This window comes from Streptomyces lacrimifluminis (assembly GCF_014646095.1).
Lineage (GTDB): Bacteria > Actinomycetota > Actinomycetes > Streptomycetales > Streptomycetaceae > Streptomyces > Streptomyces lacrimifluminis.
Window position 1 is genome coordinate 37,297 of record NZ_BMMU01000035.1, and the last position, 13,531, is coordinate 50,827.

The 13,531-nt window shown below is 71.0% G+C and carries 14 protein-coding genes; 7 read left to right on the plus strand and 7 right to left on the minus strand.

Translation table 11 applies throughout. The features are described 5' to 3' along the window. Positions 1-104: 104 nt before the first annotated feature. The 3 genes from IEY89_RS34405 (at position 105) to IEY89_RS34415 (ending at position 3,064) form a co-directional block, all read left to right on the plus strand. On the plus strand, positions 105-791 hold the full coding sequence (locus IEY89_RS34405) for a class F sortase (RefSeq protein WP_189151469.1): 687 nt from the start codon (positions 105-107) through the stop codon (positions 789-791). A gap of 76 nt (positions 792-867) precedes the next feature. Then, the gene (locus tag IEY89_RS34410) at positions 868-1,947 is read left to right on the plus strand and encodes a right-handed parallel beta-helix repeat-containing protein (protein ID WP_189151470.1); all 1,080 of its coding nucleotides are present in this window, start codon (positions 868-870) and stop codon (positions 1,945-1,947) included. A gap of 61 nt (positions 1,948-2,008) precedes the next feature. Next, complete coding sequence (locus tag IEY89_RS34415) at positions 2,009-3,064, plus strand: methyltransferase (RefSeq protein WP_189151471.1); 1,056 nt, start codon at positions 2,009-2,011, stop codon at positions 3,062-3,064. Between the two features lie 69 nt (positions 3,065-3,133). On the opposite strand, the gene IEY89_RS34420 is transcribed toward IEY89_RS34415, so the two are convergent. The 7 genes from IEY89_RS34420 to IEY89_RS34450 all read right to left on the minus strand — a co-directional run bounded on the left by IEY89_RS34420 (position 3,134) and on the right by IEY89_RS34450 (position 8,466). Then, a complete protein-coding gene (locus IEY89_RS34420; RefSeq protein WP_189151472.1) occupies positions 3,134-3,466 on the minus strand; it encodes a TcmI family type II polyketide cyclase in 333 nt (110 codons plus the stop codon). A gap of 25 nt (positions 3,467-3,491) precedes the next feature. Next, entirely contained in the window at positions 3,492-3,968 is a 477-nt protein-coding gene (locus tag IEY89_RS34425) for an SRPBCC family protein (RefSeq protein WP_189151473.1), read from the minus strand. A gap of 1 nt (position 3,969) precedes the next feature. Next, complete coding sequence (locus IEY89_RS34430; RefSeq protein ID WP_164323487.1) at positions 3,970-4,230, minus strand: phosphopantetheine-binding protein; 261 nt, start codon at positions 4,228-4,230, stop codon at positions 3,970-3,972. 25 nt (positions 4,231-4,255) lie between these two features. Beyond that, positions 4,256-5,521 carry a beta-ketoacyl synthase N-terminal-like domain-containing protein gene (locus IEY89_RS34435; protein WP_189151474.1) on the minus strand — a complete coding sequence of 422 codons (1,266 nt, stop codon included), beginning with the start codon at positions 5,519-5,521 and terminating at the stop codon, positions 4,256-4,258. Continuing rightward, positions 5,518-6,786 carry a beta-ketoacyl-[acyl-carrier-protein] synthase family protein gene (locus IEY89_RS34440; protein WP_189151475.1) on the minus strand — a complete coding sequence of 423 codons (1,269 nt, stop codon included), beginning with the start codon at positions 6,784-6,786 and terminating at the stop codon, positions 5,518-5,520. The genes IEY89_RS34435 and IEY89_RS34440 overlap by 4 nt, the downstream gene beginning before the upstream one ends. Then, entirely contained in the window at positions 6,783-7,265 is a 483-nt protein-coding gene (locus IEY89_RS34445; RefSeq protein WP_189151476.1) for a cupin domain-containing protein, read from the minus strand. The genes IEY89_RS34440 and IEY89_RS34445 overlap by 4 nt, the downstream gene beginning before the upstream one ends. Before the next feature lie 76 nt (positions 7,266-7,341). Next, entirely contained in the window at positions 7,342-8,466 is a 1,125-nt protein-coding gene (locus IEY89_RS34450) for a SchA/CurD-like domain-containing protein (protein ID WP_189151477.1), read from the minus strand. A 278-nt stretch (positions 8,467-8,744) separates the two neighbouring features. On the opposite strand from IEY89_RS34450, the gene IEY89_RS34455 reads away from it, so the two are divergent. From IEY89_RS34455 to IEY89_RS34470, 4 genes are all read left to right on the plus strand, one after another. Then, positions 8,745-10,406, plus strand: coding sequence for an FAD-dependent oxidoreductase (locus tag IEY89_RS34455; RefSeq protein WP_189151478.1), 1,662 nt, complete (start codon positions 8,745-8,747; stop codon positions 10,404-10,406). A gap of 90 nt (positions 10,407-10,496) precedes the next feature. Continuing rightward, positions 10,497-10,922, plus strand: coding sequence for a GNAT family N-acetyltransferase (locus tag IEY89_RS34460; RefSeq protein ID WP_189151479.1), 426 nt, complete (start codon positions 10,497-10,499; stop codon positions 10,920-10,922). Positions 10,923-11,077: 155 nt separating this feature from the next. Continuing rightward, complete coding sequence (locus IEY89_RS34465) at positions 11,078-12,466, plus strand: hemolysin family protein (protein ID WP_189151480.1); 1,389 nt, start codon at positions 11,078-11,080, stop codon at positions 12,464-12,466. Continuing rightward, on the plus strand, positions 12,463-13,509 hold the full coding sequence (locus IEY89_RS34470; RefSeq protein WP_189151481.1) for a hemolysin family protein: 1,047 nt from the start codon (positions 12,463-12,465) through the stop codon (positions 13,507-13,509). The genes IEY89_RS34465 and IEY89_RS34470 overlap by 4 nt, the downstream gene beginning before the upstream one ends. Positions 13,510-13,531 lie beyond the last annotated feature (22 nt).

The following is a 13,531-nucleotide window of genomic DNA, read 5'->3' on the forward strand; positions in this document are numbered from 1 at the left end:
TGTGCACATCCGCCTGTGCACACTGCGGCGGCCCGGCCGGTTCGGTCCCTCTACCTGTCAGTCCCGCTACGTGTTGTGCCCGTGTTCCAGTGAGGTGGTTCCCGATGGCAACCCGGTTGCCCTCCCCTGTCGAGTCCGCGCCGGTGCCGACCAGGCGGCGCTTTGTCGTACGTATGACCGCGTGGACCGTCGTTCTCCTGATCCCGGTGTTCTTCCTCCTTTTCTCCGGAAACGACGAGTCGGCCGACCGCGGCCCCGCGCCGCGCGCCGCCGCTGCCCACGCCCCGTCCTCGTCGGCCGCGCCGGAGTCCTCGGCAGCGCCGCGGGCCGGGAAGCGGCTGCCGCGAGCCCGGCCGACGCGGCTACTCATCCCGGCCATCGACGTGAGCGCGCCCTTCATCGGCCTCGCCATCGGCGACTCGGGCCAGCTCGAAGCCCCGCCCGCCGACGACGTGAACCTGGTCGGCTGGCAGGCAAACGGCGTGTCCCCCGGAGAGGCGGGCACCGCGATCATCGCCGGGCACGTAGACACGGCGACCGCACCCGCCGTCTTCGCGGGGCTCAGCGAGCTGAAGAAGGGGGATCGCTTCTCCGTGAACCGGTCCGACAGCCGCACGGCCGTCTTCGTCGTCGACAGTGTCGAGACGTTCGCGAAGGACGACTTCCCCGACCAGCGCGTGTACGCCGACACCCCGCAGGCCCAGGTCCGGCTGATCACCTGCGCCGGTGACTACGACCACGCGGTGCAGGACTACACCGCCAACCTGGTGGTCTTCGCCCACCTCGTCTGACCCGTCGGCGTCGGGCGGGGGCCCACCTGGGGGATCAGCGGTGGCGAGCCGGAACACCCGCTCCTAGCTTCGGCATATGACCAGACGACAGATCACCCATCTCGTATGCACCGCTGCTGTGGTGGCGTCGGGGCTCGGTGCCGCCGCACCCGCGGACCATCGCACGACGCAGCAGGTGCTCCGCATCCACCGGGTACAGCCCGGCGAATCGATCCAGCAGGCGGTGGACGCCGCCCGGCCGGGGGACACCGTTCTCCTCTCCCCCGGCACCTACCACGAGAGCGTCCGCGTCACGGTGTCGAACCTGACGTTGCGGGGTTTCGTCGCCGGGCCCGCCGTCATCGTGCCCGGCCCGGCCGCCGCCGGCAACACCTGTGCCACCGCGGGCAACGGCATCTGTGTGACCGGCACCAAGAGCAGTCCCGTCAAGCGCGTCACCGTGCGCTCGCTGACGATCCGGGGCTTCGCCAAGAACGGCCTGTGGGCGTCGTGGACCGACCAGCTGAAGGTCCAGGGCGTGACCTCCGAGAAGAACGGGCAGTGGGGCATCGCCCAGGAGAGGTCCGTGCGCGGCGTGTTCACCCGCAACACCGCCGACCGCAACGGCGACGCCGGGCTCTTCGTCGCCAACACCGTCGACCGGGAGGACGGGGCCCAGGACTCCAAGGGCACCGTGATCAGTCACAACCGTCTGCTCGGCAACCGCATCGGCGTCACCGTGCGGCGCCTGCGGAACCTGACCGTCGAACGCAACGAGGCGACGGGCAACTGCGCCGGGGTGTTCGTCGTCGGCGACGAGGGCAAGCCGCGCGCCGGGGCGATGACAGTGCGCCGCAACCACATCCACGCCAACAACAAGCTGTGCCCGAAGACCCCCCGGCTGCCCTTCCTGCAGGGCTCGGGCATCGTCCTCACCGGCAGCGAGAAGACGCTCGTGACGAAGAACAGGGTCGAGGACAACGTGGGCGCCTCCCCGCTGTCGGGAGGCATCGTGCTGTTCAAGAGCTTTGTGGGCGCCCCCAACGAGAGCAACGAGATCCGCGACAACGTGGTGCTGCGCAACAGCACGGCCGATCTCGCCGACCGGGACACCGGCAAGAGCAACACCTTCCGCGGCAACACCTGCGGGGTCTCCGAACCCGCGGGACTGTGCTGACCGACCGACCTCCCACCCGCCCCACCCCTCACACGGCACAACCACAGAGGCGAGGAAACACATGACGACCGTTGACCCGGCTCCCCCCACTGCTCCGGCTCCCCCCGCTCCCCCCGCTCCCATGCGGCTGCGGGAGCTCGTGTTCGGGGCGGCCTGCGCCGCCGCCGTACGCGCCGCCGCCCGGCTGGGCGTCGCGGACGCCCTGGACGACACACCCACGACCGTGGAGGACCTGGCGGCGGCGGTGAAGACCCAGCCCCACACCCTCAGGCGGCTGCTGCGCGCGCTGTCCTGCCAGGGCGTCTTCGCGGAGCGCCCCGACGGCACCTTCGTCCATACGGAGATGTCCCGGCTGCTGCGCGAGGACGACCCGCACAGCCTGCGGTACATCGCGCTGTGGTGCACCGAGCCGTGGACGTGGAACGTCTGGCCGCAGCTGGACGAGGCGGTGCGCTCCGGCCGCAACGTCTTCGAGGACATGTACGACCGGGAGTTCTTCTCGTACCTCAACGAAGAGGCCCCCGAGTCGGCGTACGTCTTCAACCGGGCCATGACGACGTCCAGCGAGCAGTCCGCGCGGGACGTCGCGAACCTGCTGGACCTGAGCGGGGTGTCCTCGGTCGCGGACATCGGCGGCGGACAGGGCCGGGTCGTGGCGAGTCTGCTGGAGAAGCACCCCGGGATGCACGGCACGCTGCTCGACCTGCCCGGCGTGGTCGAGAACGCCGACCCGCGGCTGCGCGAGGGCGGTTCACTGGCCGCGCGGGTGAGCGTCGTGGCCGGGGACTGCCGGAAGGACATCCCCGTACAGGCCGATGTGTACATCATCAAGAACATCCTGGAGTGGGACGACGACAGCACCCGCAGGGCGCTGGCGAACGTCCGGAAGGCGGCGCGGCCCGGTGCGAGGGTCGTCGTGATCGAGAACCTCGTCGACGACACGCCGTCGATGAAGTTCACGACGGCCATGGACCTGCTGCTCCTCCTCAACGTCGGCGGTGCGAAGCACACCCGGCAGAGCATGGTCGACCGGCTGACGGAAGCGGGCCTGGTAATCGGCGAGATCCGCCCGGTCAACGCGTATCTCCACGCCTTCGAGTGCACCGTCCCCAACTGACCGCGCCACAGCCGAAACCCCGAGGCCGGTACCGCGATGTTCGCGGTACCGGCCTCGGGGTTTCGGTGCTCAGGAGCCGGCGTTCCGCTCCCACTGGTAGAAGCAGCGCGCCATGGCGTCCTTGGGGCTGCGCCACGTCAGCGGGTCGTACGCGGACACATACGCCGACAGCTTGTCGCTGACGCTCCGGAACTCGGGGTGGCCGGCCACCTTCGCGATGGCGGGCGCCGGGTCCTGGTCGGCCTCGATGAAGTGCAGGTACACGTCGCCGTACTGGAAGAGGCTGCGGCGGGTGACACCGACGAGGTGCGGGAGTTCACCGCTGTCGGAGGCGGCGAACAGGTCGGCGATCGCCGGCGCCGAGTCGGGTGCCATGCGGGCGACGATCAGGGCGTGATGCATCGGGTGTCCTTCCTGGGCCGGTGGCTCAGCGGGGCAGGGGCGCGTTCTGGCGGTCGCGGGCGACCTGCTCGATCCGGTCCCGGATGAGCGCCATCTGCGTACGGGAGTTCCGGTTGATGTTGTCCGTCATCCACTCGTCGTCGACCGGGGCGTCGGGCTTCATCGCGAAGTCCTGCGTCCAGCGCATCTGGGTGCCGCCCGGCAGCTCCGTGTACTCCCACAGGATGTTCATGTGGGCGAAGGGGCCCGTCTCCACCCGGCGGGCCCGGACGGTCCGGTTGGCTCGGTCGACTGTCCGTTCCGAGACCCAGCTCCAGACCTTGCCGTTGTCGTCCGGGTACATGGTCAGGCGGAAGGCCGTCGTGTCGCCGTCACGGGAGAGCACTTCGAGGGACGAGTACTCGGTGAAGAGCCGGGGCCAGTTCTCGATGTCGTTGGTGATGTCCCAGACGAGGTCGAGAGGGGCGTCGACGGTGATGCTGTTCTCGGTGTGTCCGGCCACTTCAGGCTCCAGCCTTGAGGGTGCTGTTGACGAGGTCGAGGAACTCCTGGGGCGTCCTGCAGCGCTCCGAGTCGGGGGGCAGCGAGCGGCCGTACTGGTTCTCCAGCTCGCCGACGATGCCGAGCAGGCCGAGCGAGTCGAGGCCGAGGATCCCGAAGGGGGTGTCCGAGGCCCGCTCCAGCTCGCCGGGGTCGACGGTGACTCCGGCTCCCCTCTTCATGAGGGCGGCCAGCTCGTCGTAGGTCACTTGGGTGGTGAGCATGCGGGTGTCTCCTTCCCGCCCGTGGTCATCGGGCGGAGTCGTCTTCACGGCGCACTACCAGCGCCGCGTTGGAACCCATCAGTCCCCGGCTGAGGACCAGGGCCGTGCGCGGCTCGGCGGGGCGAGCGCGGGACATCACCAGGTCGAGGTCGTGGCAGATGTCGAACACGTTGGGGGTGGGCGGGATCAGGCGGTGCTCCATGGCGAGCACCGCGGCGGCGATGTCCAGCACGGGCGCCCCGCAGTAGGCGCGCCCGATGCCGGTCTTCGGCGCCGTGACGGGGACCTTGGCACCGTGTGCCCCGAGGGCGTCGGCGATGGCACCGGCCTCGGCGCGGTCCGCCTCCGGCACGCCCAGGGCGTCGGCGAACACGACGTCGATCTCCTCGGGGGCGCATCCGGCCTCGTCGAGGGCGCCCCGGATCGCGTGGGCGAGCCCCTCCCGGGACCGCTCCCAGCGGGAGGCGCCGGTGAAGGTCGCGGCATGGCCGGCCACGATGGCCCGGACGGTCGCCCCGCGCTCACGGGCGCGGTTCTCGTCCTCGACGACGAGCATGGCGCCGCCCTCCGCGGGTGCGAAGCCGCAGGCGGCCTCGGTGAAGGGCCGGTAGGCGCGGGCCGGGTCCTCGGCGGTGCTGAGTTCGGCGTATCCGAGCTGGCAGACCATCGAGTAGGGGGCGAGGGGTGCCTCCGCGCCGCCGACGACGACCGCGCCGGTGCCGCGCCGTACGGCCCGGGCGGCGTGCGCGACGGCGTCCAGGCCGCCGGCCTCGTCGCTCGCGACCACTCCGCACGGTCCCTTGAAGCCGCCGCGGATGGAGATCTGGCCGGTGCTGGCGGCGTAGAACCAGGCGATGGACTGGTACGGGCCGACGTACCGGGATCCCTGGCCCCACAGTTTCTGGAGTTCCCGCTGCCCGAACTCGCCGCCGCCGGACCCGGCCGCGGTGACCACACCGATGTCGTAGGGCTCCGCGGGCTCGCCGCGGGCGATACCGGCGTCCTCGAGTGCCAGTGCGGCGGCGGCCATGGCGAAGTGGCTGAACGGGTCGGTCTGGACGAGGAAACGTTCCTCGATGAGACCCGCGGCATCGAAGCCCCGGACCTCTCCGGCCACCCGGAGCGGCAGATGTCCGCAGCCGTCGCGGGTGATCCCGTCCAGAACGAAGAGGCCTTCACCGACGGCCTTCCAGTACGCGTCGGTCCGCAGACCGTTGGGCGCGATCACCCCGATCCCGGTGATGGCCGCGCGCGGGGTGCGCCGAGTGGGCCGAGTCTGGCGTGTGGTCATCGTGTCCTCCCGCCCGGCCCGGTCAGCAGTACGGCCGACTGGAAGCCGCCGAATCCGCTGCCGACGGAGAGCACGTTCCTGAGCCTGCGTTCGCGCGCGGTGCGCGGCACGTAGTCCAGGTCGCACTCGGGGTCGGGTGTCTCGTAGTTCGCCGTCGGCGGTACCACCTGGTGCTTCAGCGCCAGGACGCACGCGACGATCTCGATCGCGCCGATGGCGCCGAGTGAGTGGCCCACCATGGATTTGATGGAGCTCATGGGTGTGTCGTAGGCGTGGGCGCCCAGGGAGCGCTTCACGGCGGCGGTCTCGTGCCGGTCGTTCTGTTTGGTGCCCGAGCCGTGCGCGTTGACGTAGTCGATCATCGTGGGATCGAGGCGGGCCTGGTCGAGCGTGGAGTCGATCGCCCGGGCCATCTCCAGGCCCTCACAGGTCAGACCGGTCATGTGGTAGGCGTTGCCGAACGTGGCGTAGCCGCCGATCTCGCAGTACACGTGGGCGCCGCGTGCCCGGGCGTGCTCGTACTCCTCCAGGACGAGGACCGCCGCGCCCTCGCCCATCACGAAGCCGTTGCGACGGGCGTCGAAGGGCCGGGAGGCGTGTTCGGGGTCGTCGTTGTTGTCCGACGTCGCCTTGATGGCGTCGAAGCAGGCCATGGTGATCGGCGATATCGGCGAGTCCGCCGCTCCGGCGATGCAGATGTCGGCCCGGCCCTCCTCGATGGTGTGGAAGGCGTAGCCGACCGCGTCGATCCCGGAGGTGCAGCCGGTGGAGACGGTCTGCACCGGGCCCTGGGCGCCGAACTGTTCGGCGACGACCGAGGCGAGGGTGCTCGGTGAGAACGCCCGGTGCAGTTGCGGGTCGGCGCCGCGGTGGTCCACGTCCCACCGCCGACCGCCCTCGCTGACCTTGACGTAGTCGTGTTCGAGGCGGGTGGTGCCGCCGACGGCGCTGCCCAGGGAGACCGCGACGCGCCAGGGGTCCTGTGCGCCGCTGTCGAGGCCGGAGTCGCCGACGGCCTCGGCGGCGGCGACCATGGCGAACTGGATGTAGCGGTCGGCGTGTTGGCTCAGTTCCGGGTCGAGGCCGTGCGCGAACGGGTCGAAGTCGCATTCGGCGGCGATGCGCGAACGCAGGCCCGCCGGATCGAACAGCGTGATGCCCCGGGTCGCGGTACGCCCGCCGGAGAGGAGGTCCCAGAACGCCGTGGCGCCGGTTCCGCCCGGAGCGACCACACCGATACCGGTGACAGCCACCCGCCGGGTCACCGTATGGCCTCGCTTCGCTCGGACGGCTGTCCGTGGTCCGGAGCGAGCCGGTCCGGCCCGCCGACGGCGAACTCCGTGCCGGGTACGGCGGTTTCGGTCACCTCGGTGTCGACGTGCCCGAGGCTGGGGCGGGGGGCGAGCGGGCCCAGGTGGAAGACCATGCGGGCCTCCACGTCACCGACGTTGCGGAAGCGGTGGCGCACGTCGATCGGGATCAGAAGGCCCTGATCGGGCCTCAGGGCGTGGGTCTCACCGTCCAGGTCCACTTCGAGGCTGCCTGCGACGACGTACACGAACTCCTCGGAGTACGGGTGGTAGTGCTCGCCGATGCGCTCGCCGGGCTGGACGATCGCCAGGCCCATGAAGCCGCTGGTGGACCCCACCGTGGCGGGGGTGAGCATGGCCCGCAGGTCGCCTCCGCGTCTGCGGTTGGGTTCTGTCTCGCTCAGGTCCACGATGCGTGGGTGCTGCTTGTTCATGGTTGACACCTCCGGGTGGGGCAGGGACGTCGTCCGGGCGGGGCGGGGGCGGCGCGGACAGCGCCGGGGTGGTCGGTCAGGAACGCGCCGAGCTGCGGTCGGTGACGGGCATCATGTCGGCGTGCGACAGGAGGCGGTTGATGTTGCGGTCCGTCTCCAGGGAGCCCTCGACACCGATCGCGGCGCCGTCGAGGAGACGCTCCAACTCCGCTGCCTTCCCAGGCCCCTTGAGGCCCAGGGCGGCCAGGGGGTCGGCGTCGAGTTCGCCGGTGACGTCGACGAGTCGGACAACGATGTCATCGCGCTGGAAGACGGTGCTGCCGTACACCGGGCTGTGCGGGTCGTCCGCCGCGGCCTCGTCCTGGTGGGCGAGCAGCCGGGCCAGGTCCATCCCGCGGCCTTCCTTCGCCGGGTAGTACAGCGCGTGCCGCCGCAGTCCGGCGGGTGCCTTCTCGCCGGCGACCACGTGGTGGACGGCCGGAAGCGCGGCCCGGGTGAAGAAGACGCGCGCCGAGTCCGGGTCGCTGAGGTCCCGGTCCTGCTCCAGATACGGGTTGATGGCCTCCTCGACCGCCCGCACCTCGGGCTGGCGGGCGACATGGCGCAGCGCGGCGAGGAGGTCGCCCTCGACCTCCACGGCCCGTACGACGCGGTTGCCGTGCATGAAGAGGGAGGTGCGGCGCAGCCGGGTGGTGTCGTCGACCTGGGCCTCGGGCGAGGTGTAGCCGGCCAGGATCTCGGCGACCTTCGACTCGGAGCCGGGCCTGACGGTGAAGGTGAGGGCGTGGCGTGCGACACCGTCGCCCACGCGGGCCGCCACCTGCACGCCCGCTGTCGACCGCTCAGGGGTGAGAGGTGCGTTGGGGGTCGTCTCCCGCAGGATGCTGTAGCGCATCGAGCGGGTGTCACGGACGCAGCTGTGCATCGGTCGGACGGTCTCGACGTGTTCCTCGCTGTTGACCCAGGCGAGGAAGGGCGGGGCGCTCTCCCACTCGCTGGTGATGAGCCACTGCGAGGGGTTCTCGATCGACTGGCAGAGCTGGTCACTGAGGTGACCGGGCACGGACGCGACCTGGTTGCGCATGTGTTCGTACGCGTCCAGGAACTGCTGCTGGGCTCCTTCGTACAGGTCGAGCAGCAGGATCACCCGCAGCCTGGAGCCGTCGAACGCCGACTGCGATATGCGTCCCGAGATGGTCATCCGGCGCACCTCTCCTCTTCGTCGTGGAAGTTCGCCTTCGCCGTGGAAGTCCGTCGCGGAAGGCCGGGAGCGACCGCCGCGTCCGAAATGCCGGGGCCGCCCTGAGCCGATCGTTGACGCGAGTCGCGATGTGCGCGACTCCCGCGGGGTCGGGCGAGTGAACCGTGCGCCATCCGGGTGTCCCCGGCGGGCGGAACGGTCACCGGGGATGCACTGTGCAGGGGCGTTCCCACGCCGGACCGCGTCCCGCCAGGACCGGCAGACACTGGAGGCATTCAATGAACCGCGCGGAAGAGGCCGACGCCGGAGTCGGCCACCACACCCCCGTCCTGATCGTCGGCGGCTCCCTGGTGGGGCTGTCCACCTCCCTGTTCCTCGGGCGCCTCGGGGTGCCGCACACGCTCGTGGAGCGTCACTCGGGCACCTCGATCCATCCACGGGGGCGCGGGAACAACGTGCGCACCATGGAGCTGTTCCGGGTGGCCGGAGTGGAGCGGCGCATCGAGGAGGCGGCGTCGGTACTGGCGGACAACCACGGCATCCTGCAGACACCGAGCCTGGTGGGCGACGTGGGCGAGTGGCTGTTCAAGGAGATCGACCCCGGCGGCGGGCTCGCCCGGTTCAGCCCCAGCGGGTGGTGCCTGTGCAGCCAGAACGACCTGGAGCCGGTCCTGTTGGAGAGCGCGCGGGCGCTCGGCGGGGATCTGCGGTTCTCGACCGAGCTGATGTCGTTCGAGCAGGACCCCGAGGGGGTGACCGCGCGGGTCAAGAGCCGGGAGACCGGTGAGCACACCACGATCCGGGCGGACTACCTCGTCGCCGCCGACGGTCCGCGCAGCCCCGTCCGCGAGCAGCTCGGCATCGGGCAGAACGGCCCCGGCGACCTGTTCCACAACGTGAGCATCACCTTCACCTCCCGCGGCCTCGCGGACGTGGTCGGCGACCGGCGTTTCATCGTCTGCTACCTGACCAGCCCGGACGCCGACGGGGCCCTGCTGCCGGTCGACAACCTGGAGCGCTGGGTGTTCCACGCGCCGTGGCACCCCGAACAGGGCGAGACGATCGAGGAGTTCACCGACGAGCGGTGCCGGGAACACATCCGGCGAGCCGTCGGCGTACCCGATCTGGACGTGGACATCACCGGCAGGGCGGCCTGGCACGCCGCCGAGAGGGTCGCCGAACGGTACGCGGACCGCCGGGTGTTCCTCGCCGGTGACTCGGCCCACGAGATGTCCCCCACCGGGGCGTTCGGATCCAACACCGGCATCCAGGACGCCCACAACCTCGCCTGGAAGCTGGCCGCCGTGCTGGGCGGCTGGGCGGGTCCCGGTCTGCTGGGGTCGTACGACATGGAGCGCAGGCCGGTCGCGGAGGCGACGAGCGCCCGGGCCTCCGCGCGGTCGGTCGAGCACAGCCACCCCGGGTACACACCCGCTCCGGGAGCCGGCGGCCCCGGCGGCAGGAAGGGCGGAATCCTCAACGTGGCCCTCGGTTACCGCTATCCGCGGGGTGCGGTCCTGGGCGCCGATCAGACGGTTCCGGTCGTGCCCGAGGGTGTGCGGCTGGCGGGTGAGCCCGGGAGCAGGGCTCCCCACCTGTGGCTGAACCGCGCCGGCACCCGGATCTCCACCCTCGACCTGTACGAGGGCTCGCTGGTGCTCCTCAGTTCGGCGGGCGCGGCGGGCGGATGGCACGACGCGGCGACGGAGGCCGCGCGACAGCTGTCGGTGCCGCTCGACTCGTACCGGATCGGCAGCGGGCCGGACGCCGAGCTGTCCCCCGCGAGCGACCTGGAGTGGGCGGAGGCCCACGGGGTGAGCCCGGAGGGAGCGGTGCTGGTGCGCCCCGACGGGTTCGTCGCCTGGCGCTCCGAAGGGCCGCAGGCGGACCCCGGAGCGGTGTTGCGGGAGGCTCTCTCGGCACTGCTGGACCGGAACTGACCGCTCGGTTCGCATCCGTGCGCGGAAACTTCACTTCCGTGCACGGAAACGGGTTCGCCAGACAGGTCACCGCTCTGCTTGGCTCGCTCCATGAGTGATCTGCGCATCCGCCCGGCCACCCACGCGGACATCGACTCCGTGCTGCGGTTCTGGCGCGAGGCCGCCGAGGGAACCAGCATCAGCGACGACCGCGACGGCGTGGCCCGCCTCGTCGACCGGGACCCCGAAGCACTGCTCCTCGCGGAGCGCGACGGGGTTCTGTCGGGCACCGTGATCGCCGGTTTCGACGGCTGGCGCTGCCATCTCTACCGGCTCGCGGTCCATCCGGAGCGCCGTCGGCAGGGCATCGGTTCGGCCCTGCTCGCCGCCGCCGAGGAACGGTTCGTCCGGCTGGGCGGGCGGCGCGCGGACGCGATGGTGCTGGAGCGCAACGAGAGCGGGCAGCATGCATGGCGTGCGGCCGGGTACCGGCCCGAGGAGCAGTGGCGGCGCTGGGTGAAACCCCTCACCGGCTGAGCCACTTTGCGCACCCTTTACTATGAGCGGACCAGTTACTTCTCCGAGGAAAGGTGTGAGCGTCCGCCCATGGGCGAGCCTCCCAGTAGCGACAGCACCACTCGACGTCGAGCGATCCCGCCGGCCCTGCCCGACCATGGGACGGAGGTGAACCGATGACCGAAGTGCTCCTCCTCCTGGTGGCGATCCTGCTCTCCCTGGCGTGCGGCGCCTTCGTCGCGGCGGAGTTCTCCCTGACCACGGTCGAGCGCGGCGAGCTGGAGCGCGCGGTGGAGCGCGGCGAACGGGGTGCCGCCGGTGCCCTGAAGGCCGTACGCAACCTCACGTTCCAGCTCTCCGGCGCGCAGCTCGGCATCACGGTCACCAATCTCGTCGTCGGCATGCTCTCCGAACCGTCGATCGCCGCGCTGATCTCGGGCCCGCTGGAGTCGCTCGGCGTCTCGGCCTCCATGTCCTCCTCCCTGGCCCTGGTGATCGGTACGGCGCTGTCGACCGTCTTCCTGATGGTCTTCGGCGAGCTGGTGCCCAAGAACTGGGCGATCTCCTCGCCGCTGGCCGTGGCCAAGCGGGTGGCGACGCCGCAGCGCCTGTTCAGCGCCGCGTTCCGGCCGTTCATCACGCACCTCAACAACACGGCGAACCGCATGGTGCGCCTCTTCGGCATCGAGCCCGCCGAGGAGCTGGCCTCCGCGCGCGGCCCTCAGGAACTCGCGGCGCTGGCCAGGCACTCCGCCAAGGAGGGCGCCCTAGAGCCCGACACCGCGGAACTGTTCGTACGGACCCTGAACCTCGCCGACCTCACCGCGGAGAACGTGATGACACCGCGGGTCCAGGTCGTCGCCCTCGACGCCCAGGCGACCTGCGAGGACGTGGCCAACGCGACGCGGGCGACCGGGCTCTCCCGGTTCCCCGTGTACCGCGGCAACCTCGACTCGGTCGTCGGCGTCGCGCACATCAAGGACTGCCTCACGGTGCCCGCGGAGCGTCGCCCGCGGGTGCGCGTCTCCGAACTGATGCGCGAGCCACTGCTCGTCCCCGAGTCACTGACCGTCGACCGGCTCCTCGACCGGCTCTCCGGCAAGCGCACGATGGCCGTCGTCATCGACGAGTACGGCGGTACGGCGGGTGTGGCCACGCTGGAGGACATCGTCGAGGAGGTCGTCGGTGAGGTGCGGGACGAGCACGACCCGCACGAGACGTCCGACCTCGACCCGGCCGGCGTGGACGACGAGGGCCGCACCCTCTACTCCGCGGACGGCGCCGCCCGCACCGACCAGCTCGCCCGTGTCGGCCTCCGGATCCCCGAGGGGCCGTACGAGACGCTCGCCGGCCTGGTCGCGACGGAGCTGGGCCGTATTCCGCAGGCCGGTGACACCGTCGAGGTGGCCGACTGGCGCCTGGACGTGGTGGACGCCTCGGGCCGCAGGGCCGCCCGCGTCCTGCTGCACGCGCCACGCGCGAGCGAGGAGACCCGGGAAACCGACATGAGCAAGGCCGACAAGGGCAAGGCTGACAAGGCTGACAAGGAAGGGGAGGCGAAGTGACCACCGTCCAACTGCTGATCGGTCTGGCGACGCTGGTCGTCAACGCCTTCTTCGTGGGGGCCGAGTTCGCGCTGATCTCCGTACGCCGCAGCCAGATCGAGCAGCACGTGGAGGAAGGTGCGGGAGGCACGGACGGGGACCGTGCGGACGGCGACCGGCGGGCGAAGAGCGTGCTGTGGGGCCTGGAGCACGTGTCCGCGCTAATGGCCGCGGCCCAGCTGGGCATCACGCTGTGCACGCTGATCCTCGGCGTGGTCGCGGAACCGGCGATCGCGCATCTGCTGGAGCCGGCGTTCCACGCGGTGGGCGTTCCCGAGAGCGCGGGCCACGCGGTGTCCTTCGTGATCGCCCTCGCCCTGGCGACCTATCTGCACATGCTGCTCGGCGAGATGGTGCCGAAGAACATCGCGCTCGCCGAGCCGGTGCGCAGCGCGTTGCTGCTCGGCCCGCCCCTGGTGGCCCTGGCGCGGGCGCTCAAGCCCGTGATCTTCACGATCAACGCCTTCGCGAACACGCTCCTGAAGCTGCTGCGCGTCGAGGTCAAGGACGAGGTCACGGCGACCTTCTCGGACGCCGAACTGGCCCGCCTGGTCCGGGACTCCGGCGAGGCGGGGCTCATCGACGACCGCGCGCGGGAACGCCTTCACGACGCCCTGGAGCTGGGGCGCCGACCGGTGCGTGACGTCGTGCTCCCGCTGGAAGGCATCGTCTACGCGCGCGTGGGCGTCACTCCGGAGGAGCTGGAGCGGCTGTCGGCCGAGTCCGGCTTCTCACGCTTCCCCGTGGTGGACGACGAACGCCGGATCGCCGGTTACCTGCACGTCAAGGACGCCCTGGACGCCGCGCCCCGGGACCTCGCCTTCCAGGTCCGGGACATGCGGCCCATCGCGAGCGTACGGGCGGACACTCCCCTGGACGACGTCCTCACGGCGATGCGGCGCAGCCGTACGCACCTGGCGGCGGTGCAGGGCGAGGACGGACTGCTCGCGGGTCTGGTGACGATGGAGGACGTACTGCGCGAGCTGTTCGGACAGCCGGTGTAAGCGCTGCCGGACGCCTGTCGGA